At 61.0% G+C, this 14932-nt stretch carries 18 protein-coding genes and 1 tRNA gene; 12 read left to right on the top strand and 7 right to left on the bottom strand.

Annotated features, from left to right (window positions below):
* Positions 1 to 68: 68 nt before the first annotated feature.
* Positions 69 to 866, bottom strand: coding sequence for a 23S rRNA (guanosine(2251)-2'-O)-methyltransferase RlmB (gene rlmB / locus BLT64_RS19600; protein ID WP_011750061.1), 798 nt, complete (start codon positions 864 to 866; stop codon positions 69 to 71).
* 164 nt (positions 867 to 1030) lie between these two features.
* Here rlmB and BLT64_RS19595 point away from each other — a divergent pair.
* The 6 genes from BLT64_RS19595 to BLT64_RS19570 all read left to right on the top strand — a co-directional run bounded on the left by BLT64_RS19595 (position 1031) and on the right by BLT64_RS19570 (position 4785).
* A tRNA-Tyr gene (locus tag BLT64_RS19595) sits at positions 1031 to 1114 on the top strand.
* Positions 1115 to 1347: 233 nt separating this feature from the next.
* Positions 1348 to 2205, top strand: coding sequence for a hypothetical protein (locus BLT64_RS19590; protein WP_011750063.1), 858 nt, complete (start codon positions 1348 to 1350; stop codon positions 2203 to 2205).
* A complete protein-coding gene (locus BLT64_RS19585; RefSeq protein ID WP_011750064.1) occupies positions 2198 to 3559 on the top strand; it encodes a plasmid recombination protein in 1362 nt (453 codons plus the stop codon). The genes BLT64_RS19590 and BLT64_RS19585 overlap by 8 nt, the downstream gene beginning before the upstream one ends.
* A 104-nt stretch (positions 3560 to 3663) precedes the next feature.
* Complete coding sequence (locus tag BLT64_RS19580; protein ID WP_010396097.1) at positions 3664 to 3909, top strand: type II toxin-antitoxin system ParD family antitoxin; 246 nt, start codon at positions 3664 to 3666, stop codon at positions 3907 to 3909.
* The gene (locus BLT64_RS19575; protein WP_011750065.1) at positions 3906 to 4193 is read left to right on the top strand and encodes a type II toxin-antitoxin system RelE/ParE family toxin; all 288 of its coding nucleotides are present in this window, start codon (positions 3906 to 3908) and stop codon (positions 4191 to 4193) included. The genes BLT64_RS19580 and BLT64_RS19575 overlap by 4 nt, the downstream gene beginning before the upstream one ends.
* Before the next feature lie 58 nt (positions 4194 to 4251).
* Positions 4252 to 4785, top strand: coding sequence for a hypothetical protein (locus BLT64_RS19570; protein WP_041530416.1), 534 nt, complete (start codon positions 4252 to 4254; stop codon positions 4783 to 4785).
* A gap of 224 nt (positions 4786 to 5009) precedes the next feature.
* Here BLT64_RS19570 and BLT64_RS19565 read toward each other — a convergent pair whose 3' ends face one another.
* The 6 genes from BLT64_RS19565 to BLT64_RS19540 form a co-directional block, all read right to left on the bottom strand.
* Entirely contained in the window at positions 5010 to 6182 is a 1173-nt protein-coding gene (locus BLT64_RS19565; protein WP_011750067.1) for an ATP-binding protein, read from the bottom strand.
* A gap of 327 nt (positions 6183 to 6509) precedes the next feature.
* Positions 6510 to 6719, bottom strand: coding sequence for a hypothetical protein (locus tag BLT64_RS19560; RefSeq protein ID WP_011748680.1), 210 nt, complete (start codon positions 6717 to 6719; stop codon positions 6510 to 6512).
* Between the two features lie 141 nt (positions 6720 to 6860).
* The gene (locus BLT64_RS19555; RefSeq protein WP_221246477.1) at positions 6861 to 7121 is read right to left on the bottom strand and encodes a hypothetical protein; all 261 of its coding nucleotides are present in this window, start codon (positions 7119 to 7121) and stop codon (positions 6861 to 6863) included.
* 14 nt (positions 7122 to 7135) lie between these two features.
* Positions 7136 to 7645 carry a DUF1176 domain-containing protein gene (locus BLT64_RS19550; RefSeq protein ID WP_011750069.1) on the bottom strand — a complete coding sequence of 170 codons (510 nt, stop codon included), beginning with the start codon at positions 7643 to 7645 and terminating at the stop codon, positions 7136 to 7138.
* Positions 7642 to 7824 (bottom strand): hypothetical protein, encoded by a 183-nt coding sequence (locus BLT64_RS19545; RefSeq protein WP_028717528.1) that lies wholly within the window; start codon positions 7822 to 7824, stop codon positions 7642 to 7644. The genes BLT64_RS19550 and BLT64_RS19545 overlap by 4 nt, the downstream gene beginning before the upstream one ends.
* The gene (locus tag BLT64_RS19540) at positions 7821 to 8120 is read right to left on the bottom strand and encodes a zinc ribbon domain-containing protein (RefSeq protein WP_232290539.1); all 300 of its coding nucleotides are present in this window, start codon (positions 8118 to 8120) and stop codon (positions 7821 to 7823) included. The genes BLT64_RS19545 and BLT64_RS19540 overlap by 4 nt, the downstream gene beginning before the upstream one ends.
* A 133-nt stretch (positions 8121 to 8253) precedes the next feature.
* Between BLT64_RS19540 and BLT64_RS19535 the strand changes: the two genes are divergently transcribed.
* From BLT64_RS19535 to BLT64_RS19510, 6 genes are all read left to right on the top strand, one after another.
* On the top strand, positions 8254 to 8499 hold the full coding sequence (locus BLT64_RS19535) for a helix-turn-helix domain-containing protein (protein WP_011750071.1): 246 nt from the start codon (positions 8254 to 8256) through the stop codon (positions 8497 to 8499).
* A gap of 377 nt (positions 8500 to 8876) precedes the next feature.
* On the top strand, positions 8877 to 9767 hold the full coding sequence (locus tag BLT64_RS19530) for a DNA-methyltransferase (protein WP_049792407.1): 891 nt from the start codon (positions 8877 to 8879) through the stop codon (positions 9765 to 9767).
* 8 nt (positions 9768 to 9775) lie between these two features.
* Complete coding sequence (locus BLT64_RS19525; protein ID WP_041530418.1) at positions 9776 to 10240, top strand: BglII/BstYI family type II restriction endonuclease; 465 nt, start codon at positions 9776 to 9778, stop codon at positions 10238 to 10240.
* A 14-nt stretch (positions 10241 to 10254) separates the two neighbouring features.
* The gene (locus BLT64_RS19520) at positions 10255 to 11586 is read left to right on the top strand and encodes a hypothetical protein (RefSeq protein WP_011750074.1); all 1332 of its coding nucleotides are present in this window, start codon (positions 10255 to 10257) and stop codon (positions 11584 to 11586) included.
* Between the two features lie 69 nt (positions 11587 to 11655).
* Positions 11656 to 13503 (top strand): SNF2-related protein, encoded by a 1848-nt coding sequence (locus tag BLT64_RS19515; protein WP_217633921.1) that lies wholly within the window; start codon positions 11656 to 11658, stop codon positions 13501 to 13503.
* A complete protein-coding gene (locus BLT64_RS19510) occupies positions 13500 to 14336 on the top strand; it encodes a protein NO VEIN domain-containing protein (RefSeq protein ID WP_074810602.1) in 837 nt (278 codons plus the stop codon). The genes BLT64_RS19515 and BLT64_RS19510 overlap by 4 nt, the downstream gene beginning before the upstream one ends.
* Positions 14337 to 14932: the final 596 nt, after the last annotated feature.

Genomic DNA, 14932 nt, shown 5'->3' with positions numbered 1-14932 from the left:
ATCTGGCAAATCGGCCGAGGATTCTCAACCGGGACGGGCGGTTTCTAGCGCCGATGTGAAGCCTCGGCTCAGATCTGTGAAGCGGCGTAAAGCGCTACTGCGGCCGCGTTCGAGACGTTGAGCGAGCCGAAATCCGCAGCAAAGGGAATGCGCAGGATGCGGTCGCAGGTCTCGCGCGTGCGTTCGCGCAGGCCCGGCCCCTCGGCGCCGAGCACCAGGCAGATCGCCCGGCCCGACAGGTCGCGCAGCGCCTCGGGCAAGAGCTCGTCCCCGGTGCCGTCGAGGCCCAGCACGGTATAACCCATGGATTGCAGTTCGATCAGCGTATCGGCCAGGTTGGTGACCCGCAGATAGGGCTGGCGTTCCAACGCGCCCGAGGCGGTCTTGGCCAGTGCGCCGGTCTCGGGCGCGGAATGCCGCGCCGGCGCGATGACCGCCCGCGCGCCAAAGACTTCGGCCGAACGCAGGATGGCACCGACATTATGCGGGTCGGTCACCCGGTCCAGCGCCACCAGCAGCGGGCGGCCCGGCCCGGACAGCGCCAGATCGACCAGGCTGCCCCATTTCAGCGGCCTGACCTCCAGCGCGGCGCCTTGATGCACGCTTTCGGCGGGCAGCGGCACCGCGCGGTCGAAGGTGCGGGCGTCCACGATTTCATGCGCCAGGTCCGGCGGCAGTGGGCCGAGCCGGTCCAGCGCGTTCCGCGTGACCACCAGCCGCAGCTTTTCGCGCCTGGGATTGGCCAGGGCGTCGCGCACCGCATGCAGGCCGAAGAGCCAGACGGTTTCGGCCGCGGCGGCGCGGCGCGCGCGCTCCTTGTCGATGACCCAGGTGGGTTTCTTGGATTTCTGTGGTTTCTCGGCCATGTCGCATTCCCGGTTGCCCCTCCGACTGCGCAGAAAATGCCGCCGAATGCAACCGTCGCGACGGTGCGGCAGGGGCTGCAATGAAGTGCGACTTTTCCGCTGATCCCTGCTTGACGCCCCCTGCCGGGCGGGATAATCACCGCTTCACGCCGAGAGCGTTCGGCGGGCGACGTGCTGCAAGGTGCGGCAGCGGACTGTAACTCCGCCGGGGAGACCCATGCCTGGTTCGATTCCAGGGTCGCCCACCACTTCTTCTGAAAACTGAACGAAATCAACGAAGTGGTGTCCCGCATTCGTGCAATGCGGCAGCATGCAAATCAATAGGTTATGACGCAGGTGTCCCGCAGTTTTGCGGCTTGACCTCTGCGCAAAAGAAAACCGTCGGAGGAGCTGGCACTCCATCCGACGGCACTGTCAAAGGTCTTCTGCCCAAAGATTATGTCACAGCGCCTCGCCGCGCAACCCCATGGGGAGGTGCGGCATGAGCTGGAAGGTTGCGAATCTTTGCGCCGGGCGGCGCTTCGGCAGTCCGGTCCGAAAGCAGATCATCATGTTTCTGGCCGACAAGGCCAGCGATGACGGGTCTGGCATCTGGTGTTCCAAGGGAACGATCCAGCGGCACACCGAGCTTGGCGAAACCACCGTCAAGCGCACGATCAACGAGTTCCTGAACGAAGGCATCCTGATCGAGACCGGCCGCCGTGCCTGCAAGAACGGTTTTACCGTCGTCTATCGCATTTCCCTTGCCGCCGTCCGCACGCTGGAGGGCATTGCCGAACCCGATGATGAGACGGGGTCCACAGAGGACGGGGTCTACCGTGAACCCGGAACGGGGTCCGCTGCGGACCCGGTACCCCGTCCACAGCGGACCCCAAACCATCCTGAAACCATCCATAAACCACCTTCGCGTGCGCGTGCACGCGAGGCGGCGGCGGAATCTCTGGAGATATTGAAGGCCTATCCAATCGACCGATGTCGCGACGAAGCGACCTGCCTGCATCACGTCGAAGCTGCCATGCAGGAGGTCGGGCATGAAAAGCTTCTCTCGGCTGTAAAGCGCTATGCGCTGGAGACCGCAGGCTATACGCGCTCAAAGGTCTGTTTCTCGGATAACTGGTTCAGGACGGGCCGCTGGCGCGATTATATCGAAGACGAGCCGGAATCGCCTGAGGAACCGACCCCGGCGCATGCGGCCAAAACTGCCGACTGGATCAAATCCCGTCATCCCCTGTGCCGAACCCTGAGCGTCGGGCAGGTCCGCATGGCGCTGGACCTGGAGCTGGTTTCCCGCAGCGAAGTGTGCGCTGCAGGCTTCAACGAGGGCTTGCGTTATGTCTGACCGCTTCGGGAAATCCATCTTCGCGCACAAGCAGACCTATTCGCGCAAGGGCAACAGCAAGAGCCGGTCGGTCCGAGAGATCGCAGACGAGGCGGAGCGGCTTGACGGGGCCTGCCCGCATGTCGAGAACCCGCAGCCGCCCACTATCCTCGAAGGCATCCAGCCCTCGGAGGTGGTCGCGCTGATCGAGCAGCGTATTGCTGAACAGAACAAGCTACTGCGTCAACTGCGCAAGGAGCAGCCGGATCGCAAGGACGCCGCGCGGGGCATCCGCAGCGACACGCATGTGCTGATCGCCAGCGTCTTCAGCTTTCCGGATCCGGTCGAGGACATGAACGAGGCCGATTACCTGCGCTGGCGCAAGGACGTGATCGCCTTCGCTAAGGACGATGCAGCGCGCAACGCGGCCGAGGTGCTGAGCATCGTCGAGCATCTCGATGAAGCCCACCCGCATGTGCATGTGCTGGCGGTGCCCATATGTGCAGAGGGCAATATGCGCATGGACGCCAAGCGCTGTCATGAGGGTCACCGCGAGCAGGACCGGCACAAGGATCACGGCTGGTCCGGCTCGCCGTCTCGCAGCTACAAGCAGGCGATGCGCGGCTGGCAGGACCGCTATCATGCCGAGGTCGGAGCGAAGCATGGGCAGGCCCGGACGGGGCCGCGCCGCCGCCGTCTGGACCGCGGGGCGTGGAAGGCCGAGCAGGAGCGGCTGAAGGCGCAGAAGGACGCCGAGATTGCCATCTTGCGCGCCGAAGAGGCCCGTCGCCTTGCCGACGAGGAAGAGCGCCGCCGCGACCTGGTCATGCAGGACACGGTCGCCAGACGGATTCGGGAGGCCGAGACGGTCCATGCCATCGCTGCCGGTGGGCTGATCGCCGCCATCCGGCAGATCGATCCCGACCCGGTGCTGCTGGAGCGGCTGGAAACGCCGGGGGAGATGGGCGCCTGGACGCATCACGATGCAGATCGCAACCGCGAAATGCACAACGCGCTGGCGCCGGTTCTCAGCGACGGGCTGGAAGCCCTGCGCCAGCCACGGGGAGGTCCGGGGTTGCTCGGCGGTCTGTCCGGCTTCCTGCGCGGGGTTGCGGGTTGGGTCAATCGCCTCGCCGATGCCAGTCCGCGCTGGCTGAAATGGCCGGAAACCGTGGCCTATGTAGCCCATGGGGCGAAGCAGGCGTTCGGCACGACCTACACAGCCTCGACCCTGGCCGGGGTCATCGAGGCCTCGCCAGTATGGCAATCCTTCACCGGCGAGGCAAAGACGCGGCTGGATCAGGCGCGGGCGGTGCAGGCGCTGACGAATTCGCGCGGCTCTCGACCAAACGCTTCATCGCAGAGGGGCATATGACAGCATGCGCTTGTGCCAATATGCACATCCGGCGACGGAGAGCCGGCAATTGCGGCTGATACGATTTCTTGGTAATTTCCGGTATCGACGCACAGGAGGCCCGCATGTCCCGCAACACTTCGGTTTCGCTCGGCGATCACTTCGTCAGCTTCATCGACGCGCAGGTGAAGGGCGGCCGCTATGGCTCGGCCAGCGACGTGGTGCGGGCGGGGCTGCGGCTTCTGGAGGAGCACGAGGCCAAGGTAAAGGCCCTCCAGGACGCCCTGATCGCGGGAGAGGACTCCGGCCGGGCGGAGGGCTTCGACCTCGATCAGTTCATTGCCCGCAAGATGGCCGGTCGCAATGCGTGAAGGCATTGGCCTTCACCGTCGCGGCAACGGTCGATCTGGAGGATATCTGGGATTATACGGAAGGCGAATGGGGTCTGGCGCAAGCCCGGCGGTATGCGGAGGAGCTGCGCGACACCTGCCACGCGCTGGCTTCGGGCGAAAGGCGCGGCAGGAAAGTTGACGTTCGGCCCGGCTATCTGAAGTGCCTGAGCGGGTCGCATATCATCTTTTTCCGGGATCTGGGCGATACGCTGGAAATCGTCCGCATCCTGCACGGTGCACAGGACGTCGAGCGGCATTTGTGACCAGCATGGGTCTGTGCGATGGCACGATGCTCGAAGGGTAAAATTGCAATGTTGGCATATGCGCCCCTTGGGCGTGGAGAGCTTGATGATGACTTATCTGCTCAGCGATTATCCGGTCTTGGCGCGGCTCGCGGCCGGCAGAACCACGGCTACGCGGCTTGACGTCCGCGCCTGCCGCCGACTCTACGCACTGGCGACGGCCGCCGATCTGGGCGCGATGGGGCCGGAAGAGCGCGGGCTTTACGACAGCTTGGCCGCGAGCGAACCGGTGCCGGGTTCCGGCGGGCCGATTGCAGCGCTTCAGGCGCAGGTCAGGGCTGATGGTTTCCGGCGCATGGCCGATGAAAAGGCCTTCATGGACGATCTGTCCGGGGAGCCGGACATGGTTCCCGGCCCCTTCAGGGTGAAATGTCTGCTTTGTGGCGATGTGGCGGAAAGCTGGCATCGCGACTGTCCCGCGCCCGCAAAGGCAAGGATCGGCGTGGCCAGTTGCGCATGCGGGAATGTCAGTGCCGATTCGATGGGGTTTCTGGGCTATGGGCGCATCCTCTCGCGCCAACCCGATAGTTTCGAGGTGCTGGATCTTACCTGATCCGGGTGGTGCAAAGCTGTCCTGCGCCGGCTGTAGACCATGGCCCGAAGTGGGCTACTTTTCGCGATTTCGCCAAATATTAGTGACCGACTATTATTTTGCGGGGCCCGGTACTGACCTACCACCCGCAAAATGTCGGACCAGGCGCTGCGCCCCGGTTCCCAGCTTTCTCCGCCCATGAAGAAGATCGATCCCCGACGCCGCCCTTTGGGCACCCGCATTGCTTACGGATGAAGCGCCAGCAGATCCCGCCCGAACTGGTGCAGCGACATGACCTCGATGCCGTTCGGCAGCGGGAAAGCCTCATCCCCCGGATAGACCACGATCCGCCGCTCTGGCTTCAGGTCTTCGCAGGCCGAGTGGAAGCCGCGCTCGACCTTGGGCGCAAGGTTGCGCTTGACCTCGACGGCCCAGACCGCGCCGCCCGGCAGGGTGAGCACCAGATCGACCTCGGCCCCCGCACCGCTGCGGTAGAACTGCGCCTGCGTCCCTTCCGGCATCAGGGCATGGGCGGTCTCGATGATCAGCCCCTCCCAGCTCGCCCCCGCAACGGGGTGGCCAAGAACGTCATCCAGCGTCGTCAGCCCCAGAAGCGCGTGCAGGATGCCAGTGTCGCGCACATAGATGCGCGGGGACTTGACCAGCCGCTTGCCGATATTCGCATGCCAGGGCTCCAGGCGGCGCACCAGCATCAGATCGACCAGCAGATCGAGATAGGAGGCGACGGTCTTGGCATCGACCCCAAGCGCGCGGGCAAGTTCGGCGGCGTTCGACAGGCCGGATTGCCGATGCGCCAGCATGGTCCAGAAGCGCCGCAGCGTCTCGGCCGCGATGCGGGGGCCGAGTGCGGGAATGTCGCGCTCCAGATAGGTGCGGATGAAGTCGCGCCGCCAGCGCAGGCTGGCCTGATCGCCCTTGGCGAGGAAGCTGTCGGGAAAGCCGCCGCGCAGCCAGAGCCGGTCCAGATCGGCAGCGGGAACCTCCAGCGCATCGAGGGGGGCGAGTTCGGCATAGGCGATCCGGCCCGCCAGCGTCTCGCCGGATTGCCGCAGCAGGTCGATGGAAGCGGAGCCGAGCAGCAGGAACCGGCCCGCCCTCAGCCCCTTGCGCCGCCCCCGGTCGATCAGGCCGCGCAGGTTCTGGAACAGGTCCGGCACCCGCTGGACCTCGTCAAGGATGACCAGCTTGTCCTCATGCGCCAAAAGGTAGAGTTCGGGGTCCGAGAGCCTGGCCCGGTCGGCGCTGGATTCGAGATCGAGATAGAGCGAGGGGCGCGCATCCCCCAGCTCCTGGGCCAGCGTGGTCTTGCCTACCTGGCGCGGCCCCAGCAGGGCAACGGCGGGACTGTCGTCCAGAAGGGACTTCACGGTTGCGGTGATACGGCGCTCGATCAACATCCTTGCATTTATGGAGTTTAATTCCCGATTTGCAAGGTTATTTTGAGGGCTGCTATTTCTATCCGCTGCCGAGTTGACTTCAAGGAGCCCAACTGAGGCCCGCTACATACCTCCGGGTTTGTGCATGGCAACCAACAGTGCAGCGCAAGCACGGTCAAAGCGCGATGGAGATGTAGGGTATCTTGACCGGCGACAGCGTTAAGGAGTGCCGCCCGATGGGCGGCCGCAAACCCCATTCCGCCCCAGCCTCGTGGGGGCGGTCGGAATGTGGTTTGCGCGCAGCCTGACCCCGGCCCGCTCGCATCACGACGGGCCGTAGGGACGGGGTCAGGCGAATTCGTTTTCCCAGCAGGCCATCATCCAGCGCTCATCGCTGTCGGGCAGGTCGATGCCGTAGAATTCCAGCACTTGGGTCAGGTCGTAGATGCGCTCTTCCTGTTCCGGCTCGGTCAGCGCGGCCCACCAGTTGCGTGCCTTGACCTCATCCGGCTGGAAGATCGATGCGGGCAGTTCGCCTTTGAACGGTTGCGGGGGCATCACTTGTCTCCTGTCATCTGTCGCTGGGTCGTATCCAGCGCTGCCGCTGATCTGGGCGAGGCTGAGGCTGGGGCGGTGGCTCATGCCGCGCCTGAGCAATTCCTGGGCGGGAACCCCGTTCAGCGCACCAGGTTCCCGCCCTCAGCCCTTGCAACGGGAAGCGCCCGGAGGTTCTGGAAGATATCGCAGGGCCGCCAATGCCATCTCCGCATTCACGCCGGCAGGCAGATCGACGATATCTCCTTCAGCGATACGCATCAGCCGCGCCCGCAGCGTATTCCAGCTGAGGGGGCGGCCGGTCGTCATCTTGGCCATCACGACCCGACCGATGGTGAACGCAACCATGTCCGGGCTGTTCAGATAGTCAGGCCCTTTACGCCGATATCCGTTGGTTGCGTGCATGGTCCCGTGTGAGGTCACCGCTTGCCTCCCGTCATCCACGGCCGGATCGCGTCCAGAGCCGCCGCCGATCCGGCGAGGCTGAAGCGGTGGCGCTTGCCGCCGAAGCCGATCTCGACCCATTCCGCCTGCCGCACGTTGTGGACGAAGAGGTTGGTCGCGCCCATGCCGGCCGTGTCGAAATTGCTCAGCAGGATGTCGCCACCGGCTGCCACGAAATCCAGCTTCTCGCCATTCGAGAACCGGATGCTGACGCGATCACCTGCTTCGGCGCTGCGGCCGTCCAGCGTCACGCTGACGCGGCAGTTGTTGAAGTCGCAGGTGCCGTTGGCGTCGAGTTCGTTCATCTGGTCGGTGCGGGTGATCCAGATTTCGTTGCCGCGCACCCGGCGCGGGCTGACATCGCCGGTCTCGTTGGTGAAGGTCCAGTATTCGGCGCCGCCTTCGACGGAGGCCTCGAAATACCAGCCGGCGGCGAAGGCGGGGCTGGCAAGGGCGATCAGCGCGGCGGTGAACAGGTGTTTCATGCTTCCAGATCCTCTGGGGGAATGTCGATGCCGGCGTCCGCCAGCGCCCGCGCGATCAGCTGGCTCATGGTGATGTCGCGCCGCAGCGCCTCGATTCGCAGGGATTTGTGCGCCTCGGCGCTGAGGCAGATCGAGGTGCGCTTCGGGCCGACGGTCGGTTTCCGCTTCGCGGCTCTCATCGGTACCAGCCCTCCTGCATGCGGGGGATCACGTAGCGCAGGAGCAGGCCGACACCGCCGGCGAACAGCATGAAGGGCGACAGGAACAGGAAGGCGATCAAGCCGTCGAATGCCGTCGTCCGGTCATCGACCGATGCAACCCAGGTACCAAAGACTATGCCGGCAAGAACGAAGAATGCGGCCACGCCGAGCATGAAGGTCGATGCCTGGCGCCAGCTTTCGACCGAGCGGCCCCACACCCCGCGGATCGCCCCGCAGGCGGGGCAGGTTGAGGCCTCGGCGTGAATCTCGGTCATGCAATGTGGACATTGTTGGGGCATCAGTTGGTCCTGAAAATAAAGATGCAAACACGTCCGGCACGGAATAACCCAAAATGGGATAACGCTCAAGTGCCACTATCCGAATTCCGGATTTATCTGGAGTTCAAGGATGGGCCGAACCCTGCGCAGCCCTGGTCATCTGGCCTTGATGGCTGCCCTCAAGCAGGCTCGCCTGGATGCAGGGCTGACGCAGACCGAGCTGGCAGAGCGCCTGAAGCGGCCGCAGTCTTTCGTGGCGAAATACGAGAATGGTGAGCGGCGGATCGAGGTTGTGGAATTGATCGAGATCGCTGATGCGATAGGGGCAGACCCTCATGATATCATTCAGATCGTGCGAGATGCTGAGGGACGCTGATACAGGCGCGCAGATGTTAGATGTGGTCTGCATCAGGGCGGGGGCAGGCTATGGGCGGAGACCGGACTCGCGGCGGGGCAGCATCGCGCTTCCAGAAATCGTCGATAGCTGCCGTTCATGCGCTCCGCAGCGAAAACAAGGCTATCACTGGCGTATCGGAGGGCGAGCGGACAACCGCGCGAGCGAGACCAGTTTGGCGCTGTTCGGCCTTTATCAACGATTTTCAGCTATGGTACGAGAGACACCTCTCGGGTGTCGCGTATCTGCAAGATGCGGGGTTGTCTTTATCGTCTGACACCAGATATCGTGTGAGATACCGCCTGTTTGTCGTCATGCCGCACCTTTCCTGTGGCCTCAAGAATCACCGGAACAAAGACATGTCCCCGAAACAAGCCTTGGCTCTTCTCCGCTCTGACCACGACGATGGTGCCACGGTTCATCGCTTGGAGCGAGACGCGAAAGCCGAGATCGCTTGCGAGCACAATCTCAAGTTCATGCGTCGTTTGCCTGACGAATCCATGAGCCTGATCGTGACGTCACCGCCCTACAACATTGGAAAGTCTTATGAAAAGCGCACATCGCAAGAAAAATATGTTGAGGATCAGGCGGCGTGCATTGCCGAAGCCGTACGTCTGCTCGCGCCAAACGGGTCCATCTGCTGGCAGGTTGGCAACCACGTTGACTCAGGCGAGATATTCCCGCTAGACATCCTTCTCTACCCGCTCTTTAAGCACCACGGCCTGCAACTCCGCAATCGAATTGTTTGGACGTTCGGTCATGGGCTGCACTGCCAGAAGCGCTTTTCGGGTAGGCATGAAACGATTCTATGGTTCACCAAATCTGAGGACTACACGTTCAACCTAGATCCTGTCCGCGTCCCCTCGAAGTATCCGAACAAAAAGCACTTCAAAGGTCCGAACAAGGGCGAGCTTTCCAGCAATCCTCTTGGAAAGAACCCTTCCGATGTTTGGGATATTCCCAATGTCAAATCCAACCACGTTGAAAAGACCGATCATCCTTGCCAGTTCCCCATCGGACTGGTGGAGAGATTGGTGTTGGCTTTGACAAACGAAGGCGAGAGCGTCCTCGATCCTTATCTTGGCGTTGGTTCGTCCGCGATTGCAGCGTTGAAGCATGGAAGACATGCCTACGGCTGCGATCTCGATAAAGCCTATGTCGATATTGCATGGGATCGTATTCACCAGCTGCGCGCAGGTACGCTCCGCACCCGCCCGATGAACAAACCCGTCTATGACCCCAATGCTTAGTAGTGTCCATGAAGCTCGCATATACCTACGAAGATCACCACAGCGCGGGTGCCGAATGGGATCGGCGTGACCTGAAAGAATGGCTCACGGACGTTTTTGAAGCGCCCGCAGTCAAGATCGCGCCGCGATGCACGCCCGATGTTCGAAAGCATGTCGAAACCGAGTTCCTGAAAGAAGGGTGGGCGCTAAACGTCAACCTCGACCAGGCGCATGGCCTCAGCGTCTTCGCCATGCAAGACGATCTCGCGTTCCAGCTTCAAACGGGCAACATGAGCCGTGCGCCCTACGATCTCCTGAAGCTCCAATACCTATTTCAAAGCCAGAAGATCGAAGCCGCAGGCATAGCCCTGCCAACAAGAGAAGCTGCAAAGATCATTGGCGATAATATCGCCAACGCCGAGCGCGTTATCAAAGAGCTTGAGCTCTTCGACCGTGTAATCACCGTGCCCATCCTCGTGGTCGCGTTCGAGTAAGAAGGGGGACGCCAGTGACCTACAAAATCAATCTGACACCCCGAGCAGAGCGCGAGGCTATGATCGCCAAGAGGCGAGAGGCGTCGGATGAATTCGGCGAAACTATTTTTGATTTTCGCAGCGACAAATTCACGCCCAAGGTGATTTCCTTGCCCATCGACGTTCCCGTGTACCGCATGGAAAACTGCCGCACGTTCAGCGCGCAGCAGACGGAGATCGCCCGTGAAGGCCTGGCCAAGGACTTCTTCGAGAAGGGTCAGGAGCTGACCACCGCTCAGCAGGCGCAGCACGAAATCCTGGCGCGGCTCGCCAAGCAGGGCACCGACTCTGTTACCCCAATCATCTCGGTTCTGGAAAAGGACGGCCAACGCGAGACGATCCTCATCACCAGCACAGGTGTTGTCGTTAACGGCAACCGACGACTTGCCGCGATGCGCGAGCTCATGAAGCGTAAGGATGGATCGCTTGATGATCGCTTCACCAACATCAAGTGTGCCGTTTTACCGCCAGACGTTACGCGAGACGAAATCGACGATATCGAAGCCGATCTGCAAGCGCGGCCTCAAACGAAGCTCGACTATGACTGGATCGGCGATGCAAGGCTGATCCGCCGCCAGGTCGGGAAGAACAGATCCACGAAGGAGGTCGCTGACCGCCTTCGCCGCAGCAAGACCGACATCGAAAACGTCCTGCAAGCGCTCGATGAAGCAGACTTGTACCTCAGCGAGTGGGTCAAGAAGCCGGGAGAATACGACCTGCTTCAGGACGGGCAGCAGATATTTGGGGATCTCCCCAAAGCTATCGCCAAGAAGGACGCGAACCTTCAGAACGCAAGCCGCGCGATTGCGTGGTGTCTCTATGAGAACCGCGACAGGATTAGCGGGCGTGTCTACCGCTTTAATGCGGCGTTCGGCAAGCTGGCACCCCAAGTGCTGGAAATTATGGAAGATCAGCTTGAGCTGCCCGCCGACGATGATGACGATCAGGTCGATGATGATGACTTCGCCATCGATATCGACAGTGACGGCGATAGCAAAGACTACACGCCCATTATCGAGGTTTTGCGGGACGAAGACACGAGGGACGAAGCGATCACCACTTTGATCGAAGCCTGCGAGACCGCCATTGAGCTGGACAAAGGTCAGAAGAACGAAGAAGCCGCGCTAAAGGCGCTGGCGCAGGTCAACTCCAAGATCACGGGCATCGACATAAGTTCCGCAGGAACGCCTACTTTGCCAGCCATCCTCAAGCAAATTGGATCGATCCGCAAAGGTCTCGACAAGATCGAGGCCGCGATCCAAGCGCGCCAAGTCGGTCTTGCTGCCGATGATGACGGGGAGGAGTAAGCCTGCGTGAGCGATACTCCGACAGCCGTAGCCATTCGATATAATCCCGATCACACAGGTACTTTCACAGTGCCTGACGACGCGCTGGAAACCCCCATCTGGTCGCGCCTGAAGCTGGCGATCCGCACGAAAAAGCTCGATCACACCGTTGCGGGCGGCGCTATCAATCTGTCTTGGCCAGACACTCTCGGCGTGGTGCGAGAGCTTGGCAGCAAGGCTAACCAGATAAGCCTAAATTTCCGCTTCAGACCCGAGGGTGAGGCCGAAGGCAAGTTGCGCGCGTTCGCTGCGCAGATACGCAAGACGCGCGAGCTACGCAGTCAGATCACCGAAGTCCTCACCACGGATGAGATCGAAGCGCGGCTCAAGGACATGGGCTTCACCAAGCGTGAGCTCCGCGACTTCCAGCTTCGAGACCTTTCTCATCTGCTTGCACTCAGCAACGGCGCAAATTTTTCCGTTCCTGGCGCTGGGAAGACCACGGTGACATTCGCGCTGCATATGTTGACGCGGCAACCTGGACATCACTTCATAGTCGTCGCGCCGAAGGCGGCCTTCCAGGCCTGGATGGACATTGTTGATGAGTGCATGGTTGAAGATGCCCCAGACGGCGGCTCTGAACCTTTCACGCTCTTGGTCGGTTCTGAGGATGAAACCCGCAAAACGCTTCGGTCGGGGGCGACGCGCTTCATCATGTCCTATGACATGGTAATCCGTCAGCAAGGGTTGCTGGCTTCGCACTTCGCCACCACGCCGACCCATCTTGTACTTGATGAGGCGCACCGCATGAAGGCGGGCTGGCAATCTCAGCGCGGCGCTTTCTTTCTTCGAACGGCAGATGACCCTGTACGGCGCGATATCCTTACAGGAACACCAATGCCGCAGGCGGCATCCGATATGGAGTCGCAACTTGATTTTCTGTGGCCTGGACACGGTTACGGCCTAGAAATCTCGCACGGGAAATCTCCGCGTGAAGTCCTCGGAAACCTCTACGTCCGCACGACCAAGACCGAGTTAGGCCTTCCGCCTGCCGAGCGGCACTTCATCGATGTCGGCATGGATTCGGGGCAACTCGCTCTTTACTCCATCGTGCGCAATGAATTCCTGCGCAACTATTCGAAGCAGATATCGCGCGGCATGGGTGACGCGCAGTTCCTGAAAGCACGGCGTTCGGTCATGCGCCTGCTTCAGCTTTCCGTCAATCCAACCCTTGCGCTCAGCGCTATGGCCAATGATGACGTCAAGGTAGACTCGGCCATTGTCGATCAGTTGCTCGACGAAGGCCACTCCGCGAAGATGCGGGCTGTCATGGATCATGCCTATGCACTGGCGCGGGATGGCAAGAAGTGCGTGATCTGGACGATCTTCACCGACACGATCCACAGCTTCGTTTCGGCGCTTGCCGACCTGAATCCCGTCTACATCCATGGCGGAGTTCCGTCAGGCCTGCCTAGTGATCCTGAAACTAGAGAGGGACGGATTCGGCGCTTCCACGAAGACCCAGGATGCTTCGTACTCGTGGCAAATCCAGCCGCAGCGGGTGAGGGCATAAGCCTGCACACCGTCTGCCACAATGCCATCTACGCCGACCGCAGCTACGTATCGACCCATTACCTCCAGTCCATCGACCGCATTCATCGCCTCGGCTTAGCGCCCGACGAAGAAACCCACATTCATATCTATCGCTCCAAGGCACCGCCCGTCATCGGCAGCATCGACATGTCGGTCAGTCGCCGCCTTGTTGAGAAGATCCGCAACATGCAGCAGCTCCTTGACGATCCTGATCTCCACGAGATCGCCTTTGACGAAGAAGAGGCCGCCGATCCGCTCGACTATGATGTCGAGCTCAAGGATATAATCGACCTCATCGCGGAGATGGAGGGTACAGCACCGGACGTTCCGCCGGAGGTCGAATGACCGCGGCGATCTCTACCGAACGTGTCTTCTCGCTGCCGTGCTTCGAAGGACTTCGCCTGTTCCGCAAGTATCGGGCAAGTCATCCAGAACTTCCGCTCACCGATCTGCTTGCGCTAATCGAAAGCGTTGAAGCAGACGCACACAGCCTGGATATGGAAGCATCTGTCTACCTGTCCGGGCTCGTCGAGAAGGACTGCCCGCTCGACGGCCATCTTTTCTACCAGGCCTGCATCAAGGGTGTCTTGATAAAGCACCAACCGATTTGGGCAAAGCTCATGCGCCAAGGCCGCAAGCGCTTCGTCAAAAGGCTTGACCGCAACGACCAAGATATTTTCGCAGCTGCCGGTCTGATGGAGAGCCCGACGCCACTGCATGTTGTTACCTGGTGGGATTCGGTTTCAGGCTATGCACGCCTGCTCACAGATCACGAAAAAATGGAGCAGGGACGCGCTGCAGAAATCCTTTCGCTGGAACATGAGCGCAAGCGCCTTAAAGAAGTCGGCATCGATCTCGAACCCGAATGGCCTGGATTCGATGATAACTTTGCAGGTTACGATGTCCTTTCTTACGATCACGGAAACGCCGGAATCGTGAATAGGCTGATCGAAGTCAAATCCACCACGATTTCGCCTCTGCGCTTTATCGTGACACGCAATGAGTGGAACAAGGCCGTGCAGGCCGCCGAAGCCTACGTATTTCATATCTGGGATATGAACCAAGCGGCGCCTGTGTTGCACATCCGTACGGTCGCCGAAGTTGCTCCGCACATCCCGACAGATAGCGGCAGGGGAACTTGGACGAACACTCAAGTCCCTGTATTCACAAACTTTTAAACTAGCAGAATGTCGAGATCTGTCCCACATGACGATTTTTTTGCCAAAATTGCTGTAGTGGGGACCGAATGGCAGATGTGGGGAAGCCGTGCTGCAGCGTCACGCACGATCCAAAGGTCGGCAGTGGGGTGCGACTTTTTCAGTTTGCGGCGCTGATCGCCATGAGCGTAGCACTATGCTGCCGCGAGGCCGACCCTGGGTATTTTTCTGACACACTGTTGCAAGGCGGCACAGTGAACCGCGCCGGGTTTGCCGGAGGCTCCATGTGTGGATGCCCCGGTTCATGCAAGGGCAAATTCGTGCCGCCGGGCATGTGATCGGTGCGGTCATGTGTCAGGCCTGTCGATACGGCGATGTGGTTGCCGCCGGCCGTCATGGAGATACGCGGAACAGGCGCAAATCAACTCAGCGAGCTTTTCGCTCTTGGAGCCTCGGTGCTTTTCCTGGTCCCGATCAGTCCGATCATTTGCCCTTGACGTTCACGACCTCCTCACATGCCCACCTCTCCTGATCCCGCGGCGACCGAGCGCTTGCTCAAGCGGCTGCGAGACCGGGATCCCGATAGTCTTCTCTCTTGGTCTGCATGGCCCAGATCG

The sequence above is a fragment of the Paracoccus denitrificans genome (assembly GCF_900100045.1).
Classification (GTDB): domain Bacteria; phylum Pseudomonadota; class Alphaproteobacteria; order Rhodobacterales; family Rhodobacteraceae; genus Paracoccus; species Paracoccus denitrificans.
Note: the sequence above shows the minus strand (reverse complement) of the source record. Positions and strands in the feature narration are given on the sequence as shown.